Source organism: Paenibacillus sp. FSL R10-2771, from assembly GCF_038000205.1.
GTDB classification, from domain to species: domain Bacteria; phylum Bacillota; class Bacilli; order Paenibacillales; family Paenibacillaceae; genus Paenibacillus_AQ; species Paenibacillus_AQ phytohabitans.
Window position 1 is genome coordinate 1714834 of sequence record NZ_JBBOBM010000001.1, and the last position, 16467, is coordinate 1731300.

Consider the following 16467-nt stretch of genomic DNA (forward strand, 5'->3'; position numbering starts at 1 on the left):
ACTACGATTATGCCCTGGTTCTCACTCATTCGGACAAATTTAGTTGTACAGACTACAGTTATAAGACTCAAGCCTGCCTTTTCACTGTTTTTAATTGTACAGTATACAACTATTACCGAATTCCCACTTGGAACTGAATCCGTCAATTGCTGCATTATTTACTGAACTCACTTCTATAGTTCTGATGTTGTACTAGTGTAATAGTGATATTAGTGATATACCGTGCAGGAAACTTAGGAGGAGAAGCAGATGGGGATGCTTGGTCAATATGTAATGGTAGATGAGGATACCTTGGAGAGCATGATGGCGATGGATGGAGCAGCGCTGATGGATACGCTGGAGCCGGGTTACGGAACGGAAACGCTGAGACAGGAATTAAAGGGTGAATTGTAGGTCTTCTTCTGGGTTTTTACGATAAGGCGCTGGCAGCTGGGAAGTATGTGATTTTCATTGTAGCTTGAGAAGAGCTGTTGTATAGAAAAGAGGGCCTGCGGACAATGTCTGCAGGCCCTCTTTTGTTTGGGGGCGGACGGCGGAGATGCCGTCCATTATTTTAGATGAATTAAAATATGCTGGGGTCCCCGCAAATTAACTGAGTAATTATCGAAGCTAAGGCTCCGTTTTGTGGGGTTGTTCTAGTGCTTCTGTCCGCTCTCGGCATTCAGCTTGGCGATTAGCTTATCGCCTTCAACATCGAGATTCGGCAGCAGGCGGTCCAGCCATTTCGGCAGCCACCAGGCTTTGTCGCCGAAGACGGCCATGACGGCCGGAACGAGCGTCATGCGGATGATGAAGGCATCGATCAGGATGCCGAAGGCAAGTGCGAAGCCGATCTGCTTAATCATCGCATCAGGGGCGAAGATGAAGCCGAAGAAGACGGAAACCATGATTACGCCTGCGGCAAGCACAACGCGGCTGGCGAGATCATAGCCGTGAACGACACTGTCATTGCCGCGGCGGCCGTGGACATAAGCTTCACGCATGGAGCTGACCAGGAACACCTGATAATCCATAGCCAGACCGTACAGAATGCCGGTGACCAGAATCGGCATGAAGCTGAGCAGCGGTCCTCCTGTATCGAAGCCGAACAGGGAATGCAGCCATCCCCACTGATAGACAGCGGTGGTCACACCGAAGGTGGCAAGGATACTGAGAACAAAACCGATGGTTGCCTTGATTGGTACGATAATCGACCGGAAGACCAGCAGCAGGATGATCAGCGAGAGAATAACAATGATGCCGATGTAGACAGGGAAGGCATCAGACAGCTTGGAGGACATATCAATATTGATGGCGGTGAAGCCGGTCACACCAAGATTAATATTATTCCCTAAGGTTAGACTGGAAGACGGATCGCGCAGTTCCTGCACGAGATCTCTTGTAGATGTATCTGTCGGACCCGTTTTCGGGATCAGGCTGATGATGGCAATATCGCCGGTGGCATTCACGCCCATCGGAGATACCTGTGTAACGTTATCATGCATTTGCAGCTCTTGAGTCAGCTTGCCCAGCAGCTCCATCGAAATTTTGTCGGACGGGTTCTTCGGCTCTGCTACCAGCAGCAGCGGTCCGTTGAAGCCCTCGCCGAATCCCTTGGAAATAACATCATAGCTCTGGCGGGCCGGAGTATCCAGGTTTGCCGAGGCGCCCGAAGGAATGCCCAGCTCCATTTTGGTTACCGGAATCGCTGCTGTTCCAAGAACAAGTATAACGAGAATAATGATCACCCAGCGGTATTTCACCGTGGCATTTGCCCAGCGGTGCGAGAAGCCGTGCTGTGCTTTTTTAGCGGCAGCGGTATTCTTCGTCCGGGCCTTGGCGGTGACGATCTTCTCACCGACCAGTCCGAGCAGTGCAGGCAGCAGGGTCAGCGCCAGCAGGACGTTGATCAGAACGCTGGCTGCAGCTACAAGTGCCATGGTCGACAGGAAGCCGATGCCGATAACGAGCATGCCGCACAGGGCGATGATAACAGTCAGACCGGCGAAGAATACGGCGCTGCCGGCGGTGCCCAGTGCCCGGCTGGCGGATTCGTCGGCACTTAACTTCTCATCGAGAATCAGACGGCGCTGGCGGTTAACAATGAACAAGGAGTAGTCGATACCTACAGCCAGACCGATCATCACGGCGAGAACCGGTGTAATGTCATTCATTTGGATCAGACTGCCGAGGGCAAACGCACCTCCGACACTGATTCCGACGCCGAGGAGTGCAGTGATCAGCGGCAGACCGGCAGCAACGACCGAGCCTAGCGTCATGAACAGTACGACCGCAGCGACGACAACACCGACTGCTTCGGTTGAGCCGATGGCCGGGATGCTCTTCAGGGAATCACTCGGAATCGCAGTGATGCCGGAGCCTGCCTGCTCAACTTCAGTCACGGTATCAATGATATTATCAGGTACATCCGATGGAAGGGATGTCTGCTGAACCGTGAACTGGAACTGGAATAGGGCAATATTGCCGTCGGCAGACAGCATAACGCCGGGAACCGGAGCGCCGTCAACCATTAGCGGACCGTAAGGAGCTGACTGTGCGGCGGCAGCTTGGCCCGCGGCAGCAGCGGAAGGATCGGCAGCGGCGGCTTGGCCGGCGGCAGCGGAAGGATCAGCAGCGGCGGCTTGGCCAGCAGCAGCGGAAGGATCAGCAGCGGCGGCTTGGCCGGCAGCAGCGGAAGGATCGGCAGCGGCGGCTTGACCGGCAGCAGCGGAAGGATCAGCGCCGGCGGCTTGAGCTGCAGCGGCAGCCTGTGCTGCCAGTTCCATAGGATTGATGACGTATTCCATATTGTAGACGTCATTGATAGCTTTCTGGAGCAGCGCTACACGCTCCGGCGTATCCAGACGTTCCCCGTCTGGTGCGGTGAAGGCGACGCTCGCCTGGCCGCCGGCAGCAGCAGGAAGCTCCTGGGTCAGCTTATCCAGCACTTTTTGCGATTCGGTGCCTTCAATTTTCATTTCGGAGCTGGACTGGATGCCATTGACACCCAGCAGGGCGCCTATAACACCGAGCACGACGATCCACGCCGCGATGAAATACCAGGGCTTGGAATAAGCCGACTTCCCTAAGCGGTACAGAAATGTTGACATGTATTGGTTTCTCCTCTTTATCTCTGAATTTATTATTAGAAGCCGTTGCGTAAGTAAGCAAACATGGAATTCAAATATTGATCAAACGGCATGGCACTGGAGGGTTCATCCTGTGTTTCGCCCGGCAGCATGACGTTGAGGCGTCCGTCCAGTATAGGGATAAATGCCCCGTAGACGGCACCGGCGAGAAGGTGGGTATATCCATCGTCATAGCGTCCATGGGAGAACTGTTCGAGTACTTCCTGGGCGGCAATCTGAAGGCGGCGGAATACGCTGAGGATATATGGCTCCAGCGACGGATACTGATTCGCGAGCGATACGAACTGCCGCAATTTATGCAGAAACTCTGATGTGAACTGCAGCTTGAGCAGGTTATACAAAGCTTCCAGCGGTGTAGCATCCTGAGGCAGAACAGCAAGCAGCATATTCTTATCTTCATTTGCAGCGCTGCTGATGAAATACGCCGCCACCGCTTCCTCCTTGCATGAGAAATAGTTGGCAAAGGTCCGCCGCGAATAACCGGCCTTCTGGACAATGTCATCGACGATGAAGCCGTCCATGCCTTGCTCCAGCGCAAGCTCGAAGGCAGCTACGGCCAAAGCGTAGGCGGTTGCTTCTTTTTTTTGGTCCCGCAGTGTCAGTTTGGGATTCAAGTTGTATGCTTCCTCCTTTCTTATGTATAGGATGAATGCTGAATTGTAATCTACAGTCTATATTATTGCTCAAAGAGCAAGATTGCACAATGTGCAATTAGTGTCTGAAACGTGAATATTTAAAATTTAACTGAATAATTCAGTTTCCGTAGCTGGTGGTTGGTTGCCGGAGGAACCTTGCTGGCTTGGAAAATGAGAAATGTTGTACATATTACAACATTGATCCGCATATATCCGGCTGTTCAGGCAGATTGTTGTACTAAATGCAGGAATTATCCGGCTTAGCCGCCTGGAAGGGCAGAAATATTGCAATTTGTACAACAATTTCAGATTATGGCCGAGATATCGAGGAAAATGTTGTATTTGGTGCAGGATTTTTAAAAGCAGCCGCTTAAACCGGGAATTTACCGTAACAGCAGCAGCATCAACAGCAGCATCAACAGCAAGCAGCAATAGCAACAACCGCAACATCAAACGCAGCAGTAACAACAGTCTCAGCAGCAAGCAGCAACCACAACCGCAATCGCAAACTCAGCTGAAGCCAACTTTTCACTAAATGAATAGCCATTCTTTATCTATATAGCCTCGCCGATCCATATAACAAAAAGGCTCCAGTCCCCGGGGAGACTGAAGCCTTCTCAATAGTTAAGGATTAACGCTGTACTGCTCTCAGGCGATAGGTGCAGCTCGCGTAATCGCCGCGCAGATCGGAAACGACCAGGCCGATACGCATCAGGCGGTCGCCGCCGAGAGGGGTGCCGTCAAAGGCCGTCTGGAACGGAGTGGAGCTCTGCCCATCAACAGATGCAGAAGCTTCCCCGCCGCCGTGGCCGTTTGTGGTAACACCGGCTGCGCCAGTCTCAATCACATAATCCAGCTCAGGATCGAGCCCCTTGAGCGTAAGACGCGAGATTGGTGCATTGGGCTTAGCCAGCACCCGGAAGTAGGCAACAAAGGCTTCCGTCTTATCTTCGCTGACGAACATCCAGGCTGTGTCGCCGTTACCTTCAAACGGACTCTGCAGACGGTACATATCGCCCTGCTGCACCAGCGTGCGGATCTCCTTGTACTGTGCAATCTGCCGGGCAGCCAGATCCTTCTCGGCTTCCGTGAACTTGGTAAGATCCATCTCGTAGCCGAAGTTGCCGCTCATCGCTACATCCCCGCGGGTGGCAAGGGAGGTGATGCGGTCAACCTGATGGTTCGGTACCGCCGACACGTGAGCCCCCATGCTGCTGGCCGGATAGACAATACTAGTACCATATTGAATTGCCAGGCGTTCAATCGCATCGGTGTCATCACTGGTCCAGGTCTGCGGCATGTAGAAAAGCATTCCCGGATCGAACCGGCCGCCGCCGCCGGAGCAGCTCTCGAACAGGATATCAGGGAAACGCGAGGTCAGGCGCTCCAGCAGGTTGTACAGGCCGAGCATATAGCGGTGGGCGGTTTCTTTTTGCCGCTCAGGGCTGGCGTTGGCAGAGGCAATCTCCGTCATGTTGCGGTTCATATCCCATTTGACATAGGTTATGGGTGCGCTGGAGAAGACTGCGCTGAGTGTCTCGTACAGATAATCGCATACTTCCGGGCGGGAGAGATCCAGAATGAGCTGGTTGCGGGCCTCAGTGCGGCGGCGTCCTTCGGCGTGCAGGCACCAGTCCGGATGCTTACGGTATAAATCGCTGTCCGGGGATACCATCTCCGGCTCAACCCAGAGACCAAACTGCAGACCTTCCTTGTTGACTCTGCCAGCGAGATCGGCCAGACCTTCCGGCAGCTTGCGGCGGTCTTCGAACCAGTCGCCCAGCGAGCTGTTGTCTTTGTCGCGCTTGCCGAACCAGCCGTCGTCAAGGACGAACAGTTCAATCCCGAGCGGGCCAGCTTCCTTGGCGATCGCAGCGATTTTGTCGGCGTCGAAATCGAAATAGGTCGCTTCCCAGTTATTGACGAGAATCGGACGGGCCTGGTCGCGGTGAACGCCGCGGCACAGCCGGGTCCGGTAGAGCCGGTGATAGGTGCGCGACATGCCGCCGAGTCCTTCACTGGAATAGACGAGCACAGCCTCCGGGGTCTGGAACGATTGGCCCGGTTCCAGCAGCCAGGAAAAGTCGAACGGGTTAATTCCGATGCTTACCCGGGTCTGTCCGAACTGTTCAACCTCTGCAGTTGCGGCGAAGCTGCCGCTGTAGACCAGATTGAAGCCGAATACATCACCCTGGTCTTCATCCGCGCCCGGACGGAGCAGGGCAAGAAACGGGTTGGTCTGGTGGCTGCTTGAGCCGCGGCGGCTTTCCAGGGACAAGGCTGCGCCCGGGGTAAGCGGACGGCGCTGAACATGGCGTTCTCTCGCCCATGCACCGCTCAGGTGCAGGGTATCGTAGGAGGAATCTGCGAAATCAACGGATGTGCTAAGCGCCTGTTCCAGCCGCAGCGGTGCCTTACCGTTATGCTCAAAGCGGACAGAACGGGTAACTGCACTATGGCCCGCGAAGACGGTATACATAAGCTTAACGGTCAGACCCGCGTAATCATCCTTCAGTGTAAGCTCCAGTGTCTGGGCTTCCGCTTCATTCTCTACATAGACCGAAGGCAGTCCTTCAAGGGCCGGCTTGCCCGCTGTGATTGTGTAGCCGGCATATTGGAGTTCAGAGATCCGCGTGCCGTCAGCCAGCTGAACCTGATAGGCAGGCCGACGGAAATCACTTGTTCCATACTGCGGATATTCCTGGGGCAGAGCATCCAGAGAGAGGGTAGGCTTCTGCAGCAGCGGGGTTGGAGAGAAGGATGCGCGCTCGCGCAGCTCAAGCGCCCCGGTCAGGCTGTTGTCATGGCGGAGCCGTGCACCCCAGTATACATGGGCAGGATAGCCGTCCACCAGTTGGATAATATAGCTGGTATCTTTGGACTGAAGGTGGAACAGGCCTGACGTTTCATCTGCGATAATGTTCATATTCATAACTCTCCTTGTCGGATGTAATGCGGCCGGTGATCCGGTCCGTTAATGCAGCTGCAATATATAGTTTCTGCTTACATAGATTCAGCCTGCGAATTTAGTCAGGCGCTTCCGCCGCTGGTCTCCCTGACGATCAGCTTCGTGCCGATAATCGTATGCGACGGCACTTCGCGTCCTTCGAACCGCTCGGCGAGCAGCTGGACGGCCGCTTTGCCCATCTGCTCGGGATAGGCGCGCACCGTTGTCAGCGGAGGCTGGACGTAGGCGGCCATCTCGATGTCATCGAAGCCGACAATGGCCATCTCTGCAGGCACCTGCACGCCGTGGTCGTGCAGGGCGCGGAGGGCGCCGACCGCCAGCGGATCACTGGCTGCGAAGCAGGCTGTCGGCCGCTTGCCACCGGCTAGCAGCTCGTCCATCATCCGGTAACCGTCAGCACTGCTCCAGCTGCCCTTGCGGACCAGCCCCGGATCGTAACAGCCCTGGCTCTGCATTATACGGCTGAAGTGATGCGCCCGGCGCTCGCCTTCACCGCCGCCGCCGATGAAGGCAATATCCCGGTGGCCAAGGTCGAGCAGATGAGTAAGCGCCTGACCGACAGCCTGACGGAAATGCGTCCGCACGGAGTCGTACTCCAGGCGTTCCTCGTACTGGTCAACCAGCACGGTCGTGCTTTTGTCGGCATGCAGCCTCTCGAATTCCTTGGGGTCGAAGCCGCCTACGACGATAAGTCCATCATCGGCCCGGAGCGGGGGCAGCGGGTTACGTCCGCGCAGCGTCTGGCCGAGCACAATCCCGAGCTCCTCGCAGCGCAGCTCAACCCCGCGGCGGATTGAGCCGTAATACGGATCTTCCCGTTCTTCTTCCGCCGAGCACCAGAGCAGAAGCGTAATGGCCTTGCTGCTCAGCTCGGTCTCCCGCTTCAGCTGCCTTAACCGGGAGGGCTTGTAGCCAAGCTGCTCTGCAACCGCGAATACCCGGCTCCGCGTATCGTCACTGACAGCCAGGGACAGGTCATTATTTAGCACTCTCGATACGGTGGCGGCGGATACGCCGGCCTCACGGGCGATGTCTTTAATCGTTGCCAAGCTGCTTCACGCCTTTTTAGTTAATATATTTACTAAAACTTCGCTTTTATCCTACCACCTGCGTCCTTTTCTTTCAAGTGGCTTTTTAGAGGCGCTTACAACCCGGATATTTAGCTGAATCTTACAGCTTCTAAACCTGTGGTGATTATGTTACCATGTTGAATATTCATTCGAGGGCGGAGGAGAACAAGCTTGAAATATACCGCATTCATCAGGAAATGGTTTGGCCGGCTGCGCTTCAAAAGCAAGGTAATTGCCATATTTCTGCCGCTGCTTATCCTGTCTCTGCTTATTCTGGGCGTACTGTCCAGCCATTTATTCAGCCGCTCTCTGATTGACCGGACTACACGCAATGTGGCCGATGAATCCCAGCTGATTCTCTCCCGGACGGACTATATCCTCCGCAGCGCAGAGACTGCGGCCAATATTATGGTTACCAACATCAACCGCCTCTACGAGTCTTATCCGGGCGATCAGGCCCTGCCGCTGGAGAGGGTGCGTTTTGCCAATCTGATGCAGAGCCGTCTATCCACAGACCTGTCAATCTTCCGGGAGGTGGATGCAGCCGTATTCGTCGGCACGGACGGGACGGTATATCCTTCTTATACTTCCGGAGGGGATGAGGGAGGCATCGCGTCAAGCGGCATGCTGGAGCGGGTTAAGGGAGCGGACAGCTACGGTATCTCGCATTGGTTCGATATGGACAAGCGGAGCTATCTGACGCCTGATCCGGCTGCAGCAGTGCTCACCCTGGGGAAGATGGTCATCAATATTGACAGCGGCGAGCCCTTGGGCACCCTGTTTCTGATGATAAAAGAGGAACAGCTGTCGGCATTCCTGCAGTCCAGCGATCCGGCTGCACCGAAGGCCTATTATTTCATAGATGGACAAAAGCGGGTTGTGGCAGCGGCGGACAAGAGCAGTCTGCTGCAGCCGGTGGAGCCGGGGATAGCAGCCGAAATCGGGGAGGACGGCCGTCTGCCGGACGCGGCAAGCTTCTCGTACAAGGACAACGGCAATCTGGTCACGGTCAGCCATTACGGCCGGATGGACTGGGAGCTGATCAATGTCGTCTCGCTGAAGCTGCTGACAGCTGATGTACGGCAGAATGTCAGACTGACAGCGCTGGTCGGAGCCTTGTGCCTGGTCTTCTCCCTGTTCGGGGCCAACATTCTGTCACGGATGGTGGCAAGTCCCCTGGAGAGGCTGACACGGGCGATGCGCCAGGTGGTGAGCGGTGATCTCCGGCCTGTTGCGGCAGCGAGAACGGAGGATGAGATCGGTACGATTGCCGAGGCGTTCAATTTCATGGTCGGCCGGGTAGGAGAGCTTCTGGACGAGGTGACTGAGGAACAGAACCGCAAGCGGGAGTATGAGCTCGCCCTGATCAGCGCGCAGATCAAACCGCATTTTCTGTATAACACACTGGATACCATTTATGTCCTGAACGAGCTTGACCGCAATGAGGAAGCACGGGATACGACCAAGGCGCTGGCAGATTTCTACCGGATGGTGCTTAACAAGGGCAGGGAGCTTATCATTCTGGAAAAGGAGGCGCGGATTACGGATGATTATCTGGCGATTATGCAGATCCGTTACCCTGATGTGTTCCGCTACGAGATCGATATTCCGCCTGAGCTGTCCGGTACACCAATTCCGAAGCTGTCGCTGCAGCCGCTTGTGGAGAATGCGATATATCATGGCTTGAAGAAAAAAGGGAGCAAGGGCTTCATCCGCATCCAGGCCGGCATTATAGCAGGCAAGGTCATTGTTCAAGTAACGGATAACGGGGTAGGCATGGACGGGGAACGAACCGCAGCCATCATGTCCGGAAGTTCGCAGGAGGACGAGGCCCGGTCGATCGGCACGTATAGTGTCCGCCAGCGGCTAAGCCTGTATTTCGGCGAGGAATATGGCTTAACGGTCCGAAGCACTGCCGGTGAAGGTACTGTAGTAGAGCTGTCACTGCCAATGCTTGCAAATGAAAAGAGGGATGAGCAGGATGTACAAGGTGATGATTGTTGATGATGAGCCGCTGTTCCGCGATTATCTGCGGCTTAAGATGGACTGGCAGCGGCACGGGTTCCGCGTATGCTGTGAAGCCAGGGACGGCCAGGAAGCGCTGCTTGAAGCGGAGAAGCATCAGCCCCATCTGGCACTGGTCGATATTAATATGCCGTTTATGGACGGCATTGAGCTGGCGGGCAAGCTGAAGGACCGCTTCGAGCGGATTGTCATTGTATTTGTTTCAGGACATAACGAATTTGAATATTTGCAGAAGGCGGTGCGTACGGGCGTGCAGGATTATCTGCTGAAGCCGTTCAACGAAGAGGAAATGCTGGAGATGCTGACCCGTGTCCGGACGAAGCTGCCCGGGCTGTCCCGTGAGCGGGAGGCTGAGCAGCAGGCGGCTGAAGGAGGCGGAACGGCGGCAGGCCAGACGGGACAAGAGGCGGCAGATCTCAGCTCCATCCGTGATACCATTGTGCTGGGACTGCGGATGAAAGACGCGGATATCCTGGAGGAGGTGCGCAAGGCCATCCGCCAGCTCCGCGGCAGCAAGTGGGGAGACGAATATCCCGATGCGATGATGATGGGGCTTCTGTCCCTGGTGTTAACCTTCGCGGGTGAACGGGGGTTTCCTTTTCACCGGGTATGGAACAACGATGAGGAGAAGGCACCTTATGACAGGCTGAAGGAATGCGGCTCCTGGGATAAGGCCGAGGAATGGCTGATTGGCCTGTACCGCCGAGTGATTCAACTGACGGAGGATGTGAAGCCGACCAAGGCGTCGAGTCTGTTTGCCGCAGCGATCAGCTATATTGAACAGCATTACGCGGATGAGAATCTGTCAGCCGAACAGGTGGCGCGCGGTGTATACGTGGATTCCAGCTATCTGCGCCGTGTCTTCCGCAAGGAATCCGGCTATTCGATTGTTGACCATATTACCCATATCCGGATGAAAAAAGCCCGGATACTGCTGCTGGAAGGCAACCGCAAGCTGGCGGATATTTCGGAGAGTGTCGGATACGCAGATCCGAATTATTTCAGCAAAAGCTTCAAAAAGCGCTTCGGCGTGACACCCACGGAATACGAGCAGCTGGTCAAAAAGTAATCGTGCACCGGAAGCTGTGAAACCATGGCGGCCGAAATTTCTTATCCGTTTAAGCCGGATGCCCCGGCTGGGCGGCAGAGGCGGTTCCCGGCAGGGGACCGCTTTTTCTCAAATATAAGAATTAATTTGTTGTGGGGTTATTTTGTAATTGGCGTGTCAGTATTCATATGTTTCACGCTGAATGGATACCGCCCCTTGGAGGATGGTGTAGCCGTTTCCGCATGAAGGGGAGTTGTGATCTTACTCTAATGTGGATAAGATGCGCATGCCGTTCGGGATAGGTCGTAAGCCGAGTGAAGCGGACTGAGATTCCGTTATCTTGTTCATATGAGCCCGAAATGGGGTGTGATTGGCCCATTAACGGAATCTGAGTCCGCTCCATTGGCAGCCAGCTTATACAAAATTTCACCAGGGCTCCGCCAAAGTCCTGCCAAGGTTCCCGCCAGTCCCGCCAGTCCCGCAGACCAAGCACCCGCTCGCAGAAACAGCGCCGTCCTTATAGAAGAGGGCCAAGCCTCTGCTGCTTTTGTCCCGTTTTTTACGGGTAAGGCCCGTTTTATGCCTTAAGATAAGCGTTGCCGGGAAGATATAATGTGAAAGTAGCAAGCAGATCAGAGTCTTAGGACAACATACTCGCATGAGGGGGATTCACATTATGAAAGTCCAGCACAAACGTTTAAGCGCACTAATGATAACGCTTTCCATGGCTTTACTGCTGTCTGCCTGTGGCGGCGGAAATACAGCTTCGGACAACACGCCTGCTGCGGACACAGCCGCAGAGGGAGGTACAGTCAAAATTAAGGTATACGCCCAGCATTTTGACGATGATACCAAAGGCCCTTTCGACTATGCGGTGGAAGAGCTGAAGAAGGAAATGCCTGAGGTTGAGATTGAGCTTGATCCTGCGGTGCAGGATGGCTATCAGAAGCTTAAAACTTACGCTGCTACAGGGAACATGCCGGATATTTACTTCACAGACTGGGCCACCCTGCAGACCTTTGCCAAATCGAAAAATGTAGAGCTTCTGGATGACTATGAGACTACTGCGGAGTACAAGAAAAATCTTAATCCGGGTGTAGAATCGCGCCTTGTCGCACCGGACGGCCATGTTTATGCCTATCCCGATACCGGCATCGAGTTCCAGCTGATCTATTATAACAAAACCATCTTCGATGAGGTTGGTATCGCCACACCGATCAAGACGATTGATGAGCTGGCAGCTGCCGCCGCGAAATTGAACGCAGCAGGGTATGTGCCCATGTCGATTTTCGCCAAGGAAAAGTGGATCAGCGCCGCCTTCTATAACGGACTCGTGACCCGTGAAGAGTCTCAGGGCTTCGGTGCACTGGGTGAACAGGGAATGACAGAGCTGTCGCAGCCGTTCGTTACCGCAGCGGAGCAGCTTGAACAGCTTCAGCAGGCCAAGCTCTTCGACGCCAACGCCACGAACACGAACTATGATCAGGCTTCCTCGCAGTTCTATCAAGCCAAGTCCGCGATGTTCGTGAACGGCCAATGGGAAATCTACAGCGCAGCGGAGAAGCTGGGCGACCAGGTGGACTGGATGTACTGGCCGGCCAAGGACGAAGCGACCTATGAAGCGTCCAAATATTATATTGATGGTGCAGGCTCACCGCAGGGCTATGCCGTATCTCCGGCTAGTGCCAACAAAGAAACGGCTGTCAAGGTAGCAGCATTCCTGGCAGCGAAATCAGCCGAATATAAATACACACAGCTGGGCAGCCCGATTATTTCACCAAAAACCGACAAGCCAATCGCTTCAGACGTGCCTGTCATGATGCAGCGGGTTGCCAATGAACTGCTGCCTAATGCCAAGGAATACGCGAAGCTGCTGAGCAATACACAAATTCAGAATGCGATTAATGACAACGCACAGAACATGCTGGTAGACGGATTCACTACAGATCAGTTCGTAGAGAATTTGAACCGTACGCTGGATAAGGAAAATAAATAGAGGGTAGCAGCCGGACTCTGTGGCCTTCGCCCCGGGGCCCGGCTGTAATGATGCAAGGAGGAGAAGAACCGCATGAATAAATACTTGGGAAACAAACCGGCGCTGGCGCTGTTTCTGCTCCCTGCCCTGTTGTTATACAGTGTCATCCTTATCTATCCGGTCCTGCAGACGGTCCTGCGGAGCTTCTACGACTGGGATGGGCTGAGTACGGCTGCCTTCACGGGTCTGGCTAATTACCGCGAGCTGTTCAGCGATCCGCTGTTATCCACTTCACTGAAGAACGGGCTGCTGTTCGCCATTGTGCTGGCCGTATTCCAGATTGGTCTGGGGACAATCCTGGCGCTCGTCTGTGCCAATCCGCAGATCCGCGGCCGCAAGCTGCTGAAGACGGCGTATTTCATCCCGGTAGTGCTGTCTGTTACTGTAGTGTGCCAGCTGTGGATTGCGATGTACGATCCGACGAACGGCCTGGTGAACAAGCTGTTCGAGCTGCTGAATATCCCTTACCGCCAGAACTGGCTTAGCTCACCGACCCAGTCTATTATTGCTATTGCTTTTGTCAATGCCTGGCAGTTCATGGGCTATCAGTTCTCCCTGCTGTATGCCGGAGTTAAGGCTGTGCCTGAGGATTACTTCGAGGCTGCTACGATTGACGGCTGCGGTAAATGGCGGGCCCACCTGCATGTAACACTGCCGCTGATGCGCGAGACCTTCAAATTCTGCTTCACCATCGCCATTACCTCCGGGATCGGGGCATTCGTGCAGATGCTAATTATGACCAATGGGGGTCCGGGGACCACCAATTATACGCTGACCTTCATGATTTACCGTTATGCTTTTATGGAGAGCAATTATGGATATGCCTGCGCAGTATCCGTTCTGCTTGTGATGATCTCACTTGTGGCTACGCTTGTCATTAACAAGGTATTCGACCGTGGACAGAACGCGTAAGGAAAGGAGAACGACATGAATTCAAAAACTACATTCCGGTCCATCGGCCAAATCCTGCTGCAAATACCGCTATGGCTGTATTTTATCGTATCCATTTATCCACTGTTCTGGATGATCTCCTATTCCCTGAAAAATAATGACGAAATCTTCGTGACCAATCCGTTCGGCTTCCCGACACACTTCCGTTTCGAGAACTACGTGAATGCCTGGACACAGTTCAATATTCCGCGGTATTTCATGAACAGCTTCGTCGTTTCTACCATCTCTACGCTGTGCATTCTTTTACTGGCGCTAATGTTCGCCTTCGCCGTGGCACGGATGCAGTGGAAATTCCGCTCGGCTGTCCGGACGTATATGATTGTCGGGATGTTCATGCCGCTGCAGGTCATTATGATTCCGCTGGCTATCCTGGTCCGCGACTTCCATCTGACCAACACCTTCGGCGCGCTCATTATCCCGTACATTGCTATTGGCCTTCCATTCTCCACGATGGTATTCTATGGTTTCCTGGTCAGCATTCCCCGGGAAATTGAAGAGGCAGCCTGTATTGATGGGGCGAGCATCTACCGCCTGTTCGGCGGGGTTATCCTGCCGCTGGCTCTGCCAGCCATCGCTACGATAGCCATCTTCCAGTTCCTGAACAACTGGAATGAATTCACTTTGGCGTACATTCTGATCTCGGACGAGAACATGAAGACACTGCCGCTCGGCCTGCTCTTCTTCCAGGGCTCATACAGCACCGACTGGGGAGCGATGGGAGCGGTAATGACCATTGCCTCGATTCCGATGGTGCTGGTCTATCTGCTGCTGAGTGAGCAGGTGGAGCGTGCCATGACCGTTGGGTCTGCGGTGAAGGGTTGATATTGATAATTGTATTATGTGAAAAAGAGCCTCAGGCTGCCGTGTAACGGCTGCTTGGGGCTCTTCGCATATATAGGCATCCGTCATCCGCCCAACCACGTTCAGCTCAATGACTCCGCACATCCTCCGTACCTGATTCGATCTGCTGCATGTAATCCCGGGGGGAGAGCCCGGTGACCTTCTTGAATACCTTGCTGAAGTAAAAGGCACTCTCGTAGCCGAGCTTCTGCGAGATCTCGTAGATCCGGCCTTCCCCGCGGACCATCATTTCCTTGGCGGCGGTGATTTTGATCTCTGTGATATACTCTACATAGTTCACCTTGGCGACCTTGGAGAACAGATGGCTCAGATAGTTGGGACTGAAATTGAACACATCCGCCACCTGATTGAGCGAGAGCTTGCTGCCGAGATTTCTTTTAATATATTCCTGGACATTCTTCACGACCTGCTCCTTATAGCTCTGTCTGCGGGTGGAAAGAATGTTCGAGCATCCGTCCCGGAACTGGATCAGCCAGCCGGCGATTTCTTCTATAGTATGCATCTGATAAATGGCCCGGTAGCCCTCCGGCTCATTCTCAAATATCTGCTCCACAATGTTCTCCCCGTCCGCAAGCAGGGAAGTGGCCATATACAGGATATTGCAGGCGGCATCGGTGGCGGGGACCAGCAGGTCGGACCGGCCGTCGAAGATTTCGATCATTCTGGAGATAATGGTGTACAAGGCCCGGGTATCCATCTCTTCAAAAGCCCGGCGGATCTCCGAACGTGATTCGGAGAAATCGAACAGCAGATGCTCCTGCGCCAGTGCCTCGCCCTCTGTGAAGAAGACGAAGGAGCGCTCTTTAACCGCGGCCGGCAGCGCCTTCCGGGCGGCAAGATAGCTCTCCCGCAGCAGATACGGATCTTCGACGGCGAACCCGATGGCTCCAATGATCGTCACATTGAAGTAGTTGTGCAGCACGGAGGCCATGTCCCCAAGCAGCTTCTGGATGTCAGGCATCCAGAGCCGCGGATCGGTGCCCGGGACCGGCAGCGCCACGGCGAAATTGCGCAGATCCAGACTGGTTACATAACACGGGCTGACGGAAGAGAGCGTATCCTTAGCCATCTGTACGGTGCTGGAGCATAAGGCAACCAGCTTATCCCCGCGCGGCGGAACCGTATCCGGGCCCAGAATGCGGCAGGTGCAGACGAGATAGGCAGCCCCTGGCAAATCCAGGTCCAGATCCTCTTTCTGCAGGAGATACTGGTTCTTGTTCTCGAACAGGTTATTGAACAGGCGGATGAAGAATTTATCGCGCTGGGCCTGGATATTCCCGCGGTGGACCAGCTTCGGGTAGCTCTCCATCGCCTGGTAAGTCTCAAGTATGCCAATCGCTCTGCGGATGGATTCAGACAGCGCCTCCGGGGTCAGCTCCAGCTTGACCAGATAATCCGTGGCCTGCACTTCAATCGCTCCGCGGGCGTATTGGAATTCTTCATAGCTGGTCAGCATAATGAAAAGCGGCAGCCGGCCGTACTTTTTGCGTACCGAACCGGCTACCTCAAGACCGCTTTTAATCGGCATTTTGATATCGCTGATGACGATGTCCGGACGGAGCGTGTCGATCATCTCTTCTTCCTGTGCGCCGTTGTGGGCAATGCCGACAATCTCAATATTAAACTGCTCCCATTTCAGCATGGACTGCAGGCCGATACAGACCAGGGCTTCGTCATCTGCGATTAATAATTTGATCACGTTCATCACATCCTTGCTAAGTTTGCTAAATATAAGAGTTTATATAT

General features: G+C 54.3%; 12 protein-coding genes. 7 read left to right on the forward strand and 5 right to left on the reverse strand.

The annotated features are described in order from the left end of the window. Positions 1–249: 249 nt before the first annotated feature. The gene (locus NSU14_RS07150) at positions 250–393 is read left to right on the forward strand and encodes a hypothetical protein (RefSeq protein ID WP_336100004.1); all 144 of its coding nucleotides are present in this window, start codon (positions 250–252) and stop codon (positions 391–393) included. A gap of 242 nt (positions 394–635) precedes the next feature. Here NSU14_RS07150 and NSU14_RS07155 read toward each other — a convergent pair whose 3' ends face one another. Together NSU14_RS07155 and NSU14_RS07160 are read right to left on the reverse strand one after the other, a co-directional pair. After that, positions 636–3089: an MMPL family transporter gene (locus tag NSU14_RS07155; RefSeq protein ID WP_340943795.1), complete on the reverse strand. Its 2454-nt coding sequence runs from the start codon at positions 3087–3089 to the stop codon at positions 636–638. A gap of 35 nt (positions 3090–3124) precedes the next feature. Then, entirely contained in the window at positions 3125–3742 is a 618-nt protein-coding gene (locus NSU14_RS07160) for a TetR/AcrR family transcriptional regulator (RefSeq protein WP_336100009.1), read from the reverse strand. A 263-nt stretch (positions 3743–4005) separates the two neighbouring features. On the opposite strand from NSU14_RS07160, the gene NSU14_RS07165 reads away from it, so the two are divergent. Next, on the forward strand, positions 4006–4137 hold the full coding sequence (locus NSU14_RS07165; protein ID WP_336100011.1) for a hypothetical protein: 132 nt from the start codon (positions 4006–4008) through the stop codon (positions 4135–4137). Between the two features lie 257 nt (positions 4138–4394). Here the strand turns inward: NSU14_RS07165 and NSU14_RS07170 are convergent, their stop codons facing one another. Both NSU14_RS07170 and NSU14_RS07175 read right to left on the reverse strand, forming a co-directional pair. Further along, positions 4395–6689, reverse strand: a complete 2295-nt coding sequence (locus NSU14_RS07170; protein ID WP_340943798.1) for an alpha-galactosidase — start codon at positions 6687–6689, stop codon at positions 4395–4397. 104 nt (positions 6690–6793) lie between these two features. After that, complete coding sequence (locus NSU14_RS07175; protein WP_076244599.1) at positions 6794–7780, reverse strand: LacI family DNA-binding transcriptional regulator; 987 nt, start codon at positions 7778–7780, stop codon at positions 6794–6796. 192 nt (positions 7781–7972) lie between these two features. Here NSU14_RS07175 and NSU14_RS07180 point away from each other — a divergent pair, with 192 nt between their 5' ends. From NSU14_RS07180 to NSU14_RS07200, 5 genes are all read left to right on the forward strand, one after another. After that, entirely contained in the window at positions 7973–9805 is a 1833-nt protein-coding gene (locus NSU14_RS07180) for a sensor histidine kinase (protein ID WP_231575187.1), read from the forward strand. After that, the gene (locus tag NSU14_RS07185; protein ID WP_042138915.1) at positions 9783–10895 is read left to right on the forward strand and encodes a response regulator; all 1113 of its coding nucleotides are present in this window, start codon (positions 9783–9785) and stop codon (positions 10893–10895) included. The genes NSU14_RS07180 and NSU14_RS07185 overlap by 23 nt, the downstream gene beginning before the upstream one ends. Before the next feature lie 655 nt (positions 10896–11550). Beyond that, the gene (locus NSU14_RS07190) at positions 11551–12870 is read left to right on the forward strand and encodes an ABC transporter substrate-binding protein (protein WP_042138914.1); all 1320 of its coding nucleotides are present in this window, start codon (positions 11551–11553) and stop codon (positions 12868–12870) included. 72 nt (positions 12871–12942) lie between these two features. Beyond that, positions 12943–13821 carry a carbohydrate ABC transporter permease gene (locus NSU14_RS07195; RefSeq protein ID WP_042138913.1) on the forward strand — a complete coding sequence of 293 codons (879 nt, stop codon included), beginning with the start codon at positions 12943–12945 and terminating at the stop codon, positions 13819–13821. Between the two features lie 15 nt (positions 13822–13836). Continuing rightward, positions 13837–14682 carry a carbohydrate ABC transporter permease gene (locus NSU14_RS07200; RefSeq protein ID WP_042138912.1) on the forward strand — a complete coding sequence of 282 codons (846 nt, stop codon included), beginning with the start codon at positions 13837–13839 and terminating at the stop codon, positions 14680–14682. A 106-nt stretch (positions 14683–14788) separates the two neighbouring features. Here NSU14_RS07200 and NSU14_RS07205 read toward each other — a convergent pair whose 3' ends face one another. Beyond that, on the reverse strand, positions 14789–16420 hold the full coding sequence (locus tag NSU14_RS07205; RefSeq protein ID WP_336100019.1) for a helix-turn-helix domain-containing protein: 1632 nt from the start codon (positions 16418–16420) through the stop codon (positions 14789–14791). Positions 16421–16467 lie beyond the last annotated feature (47 nt).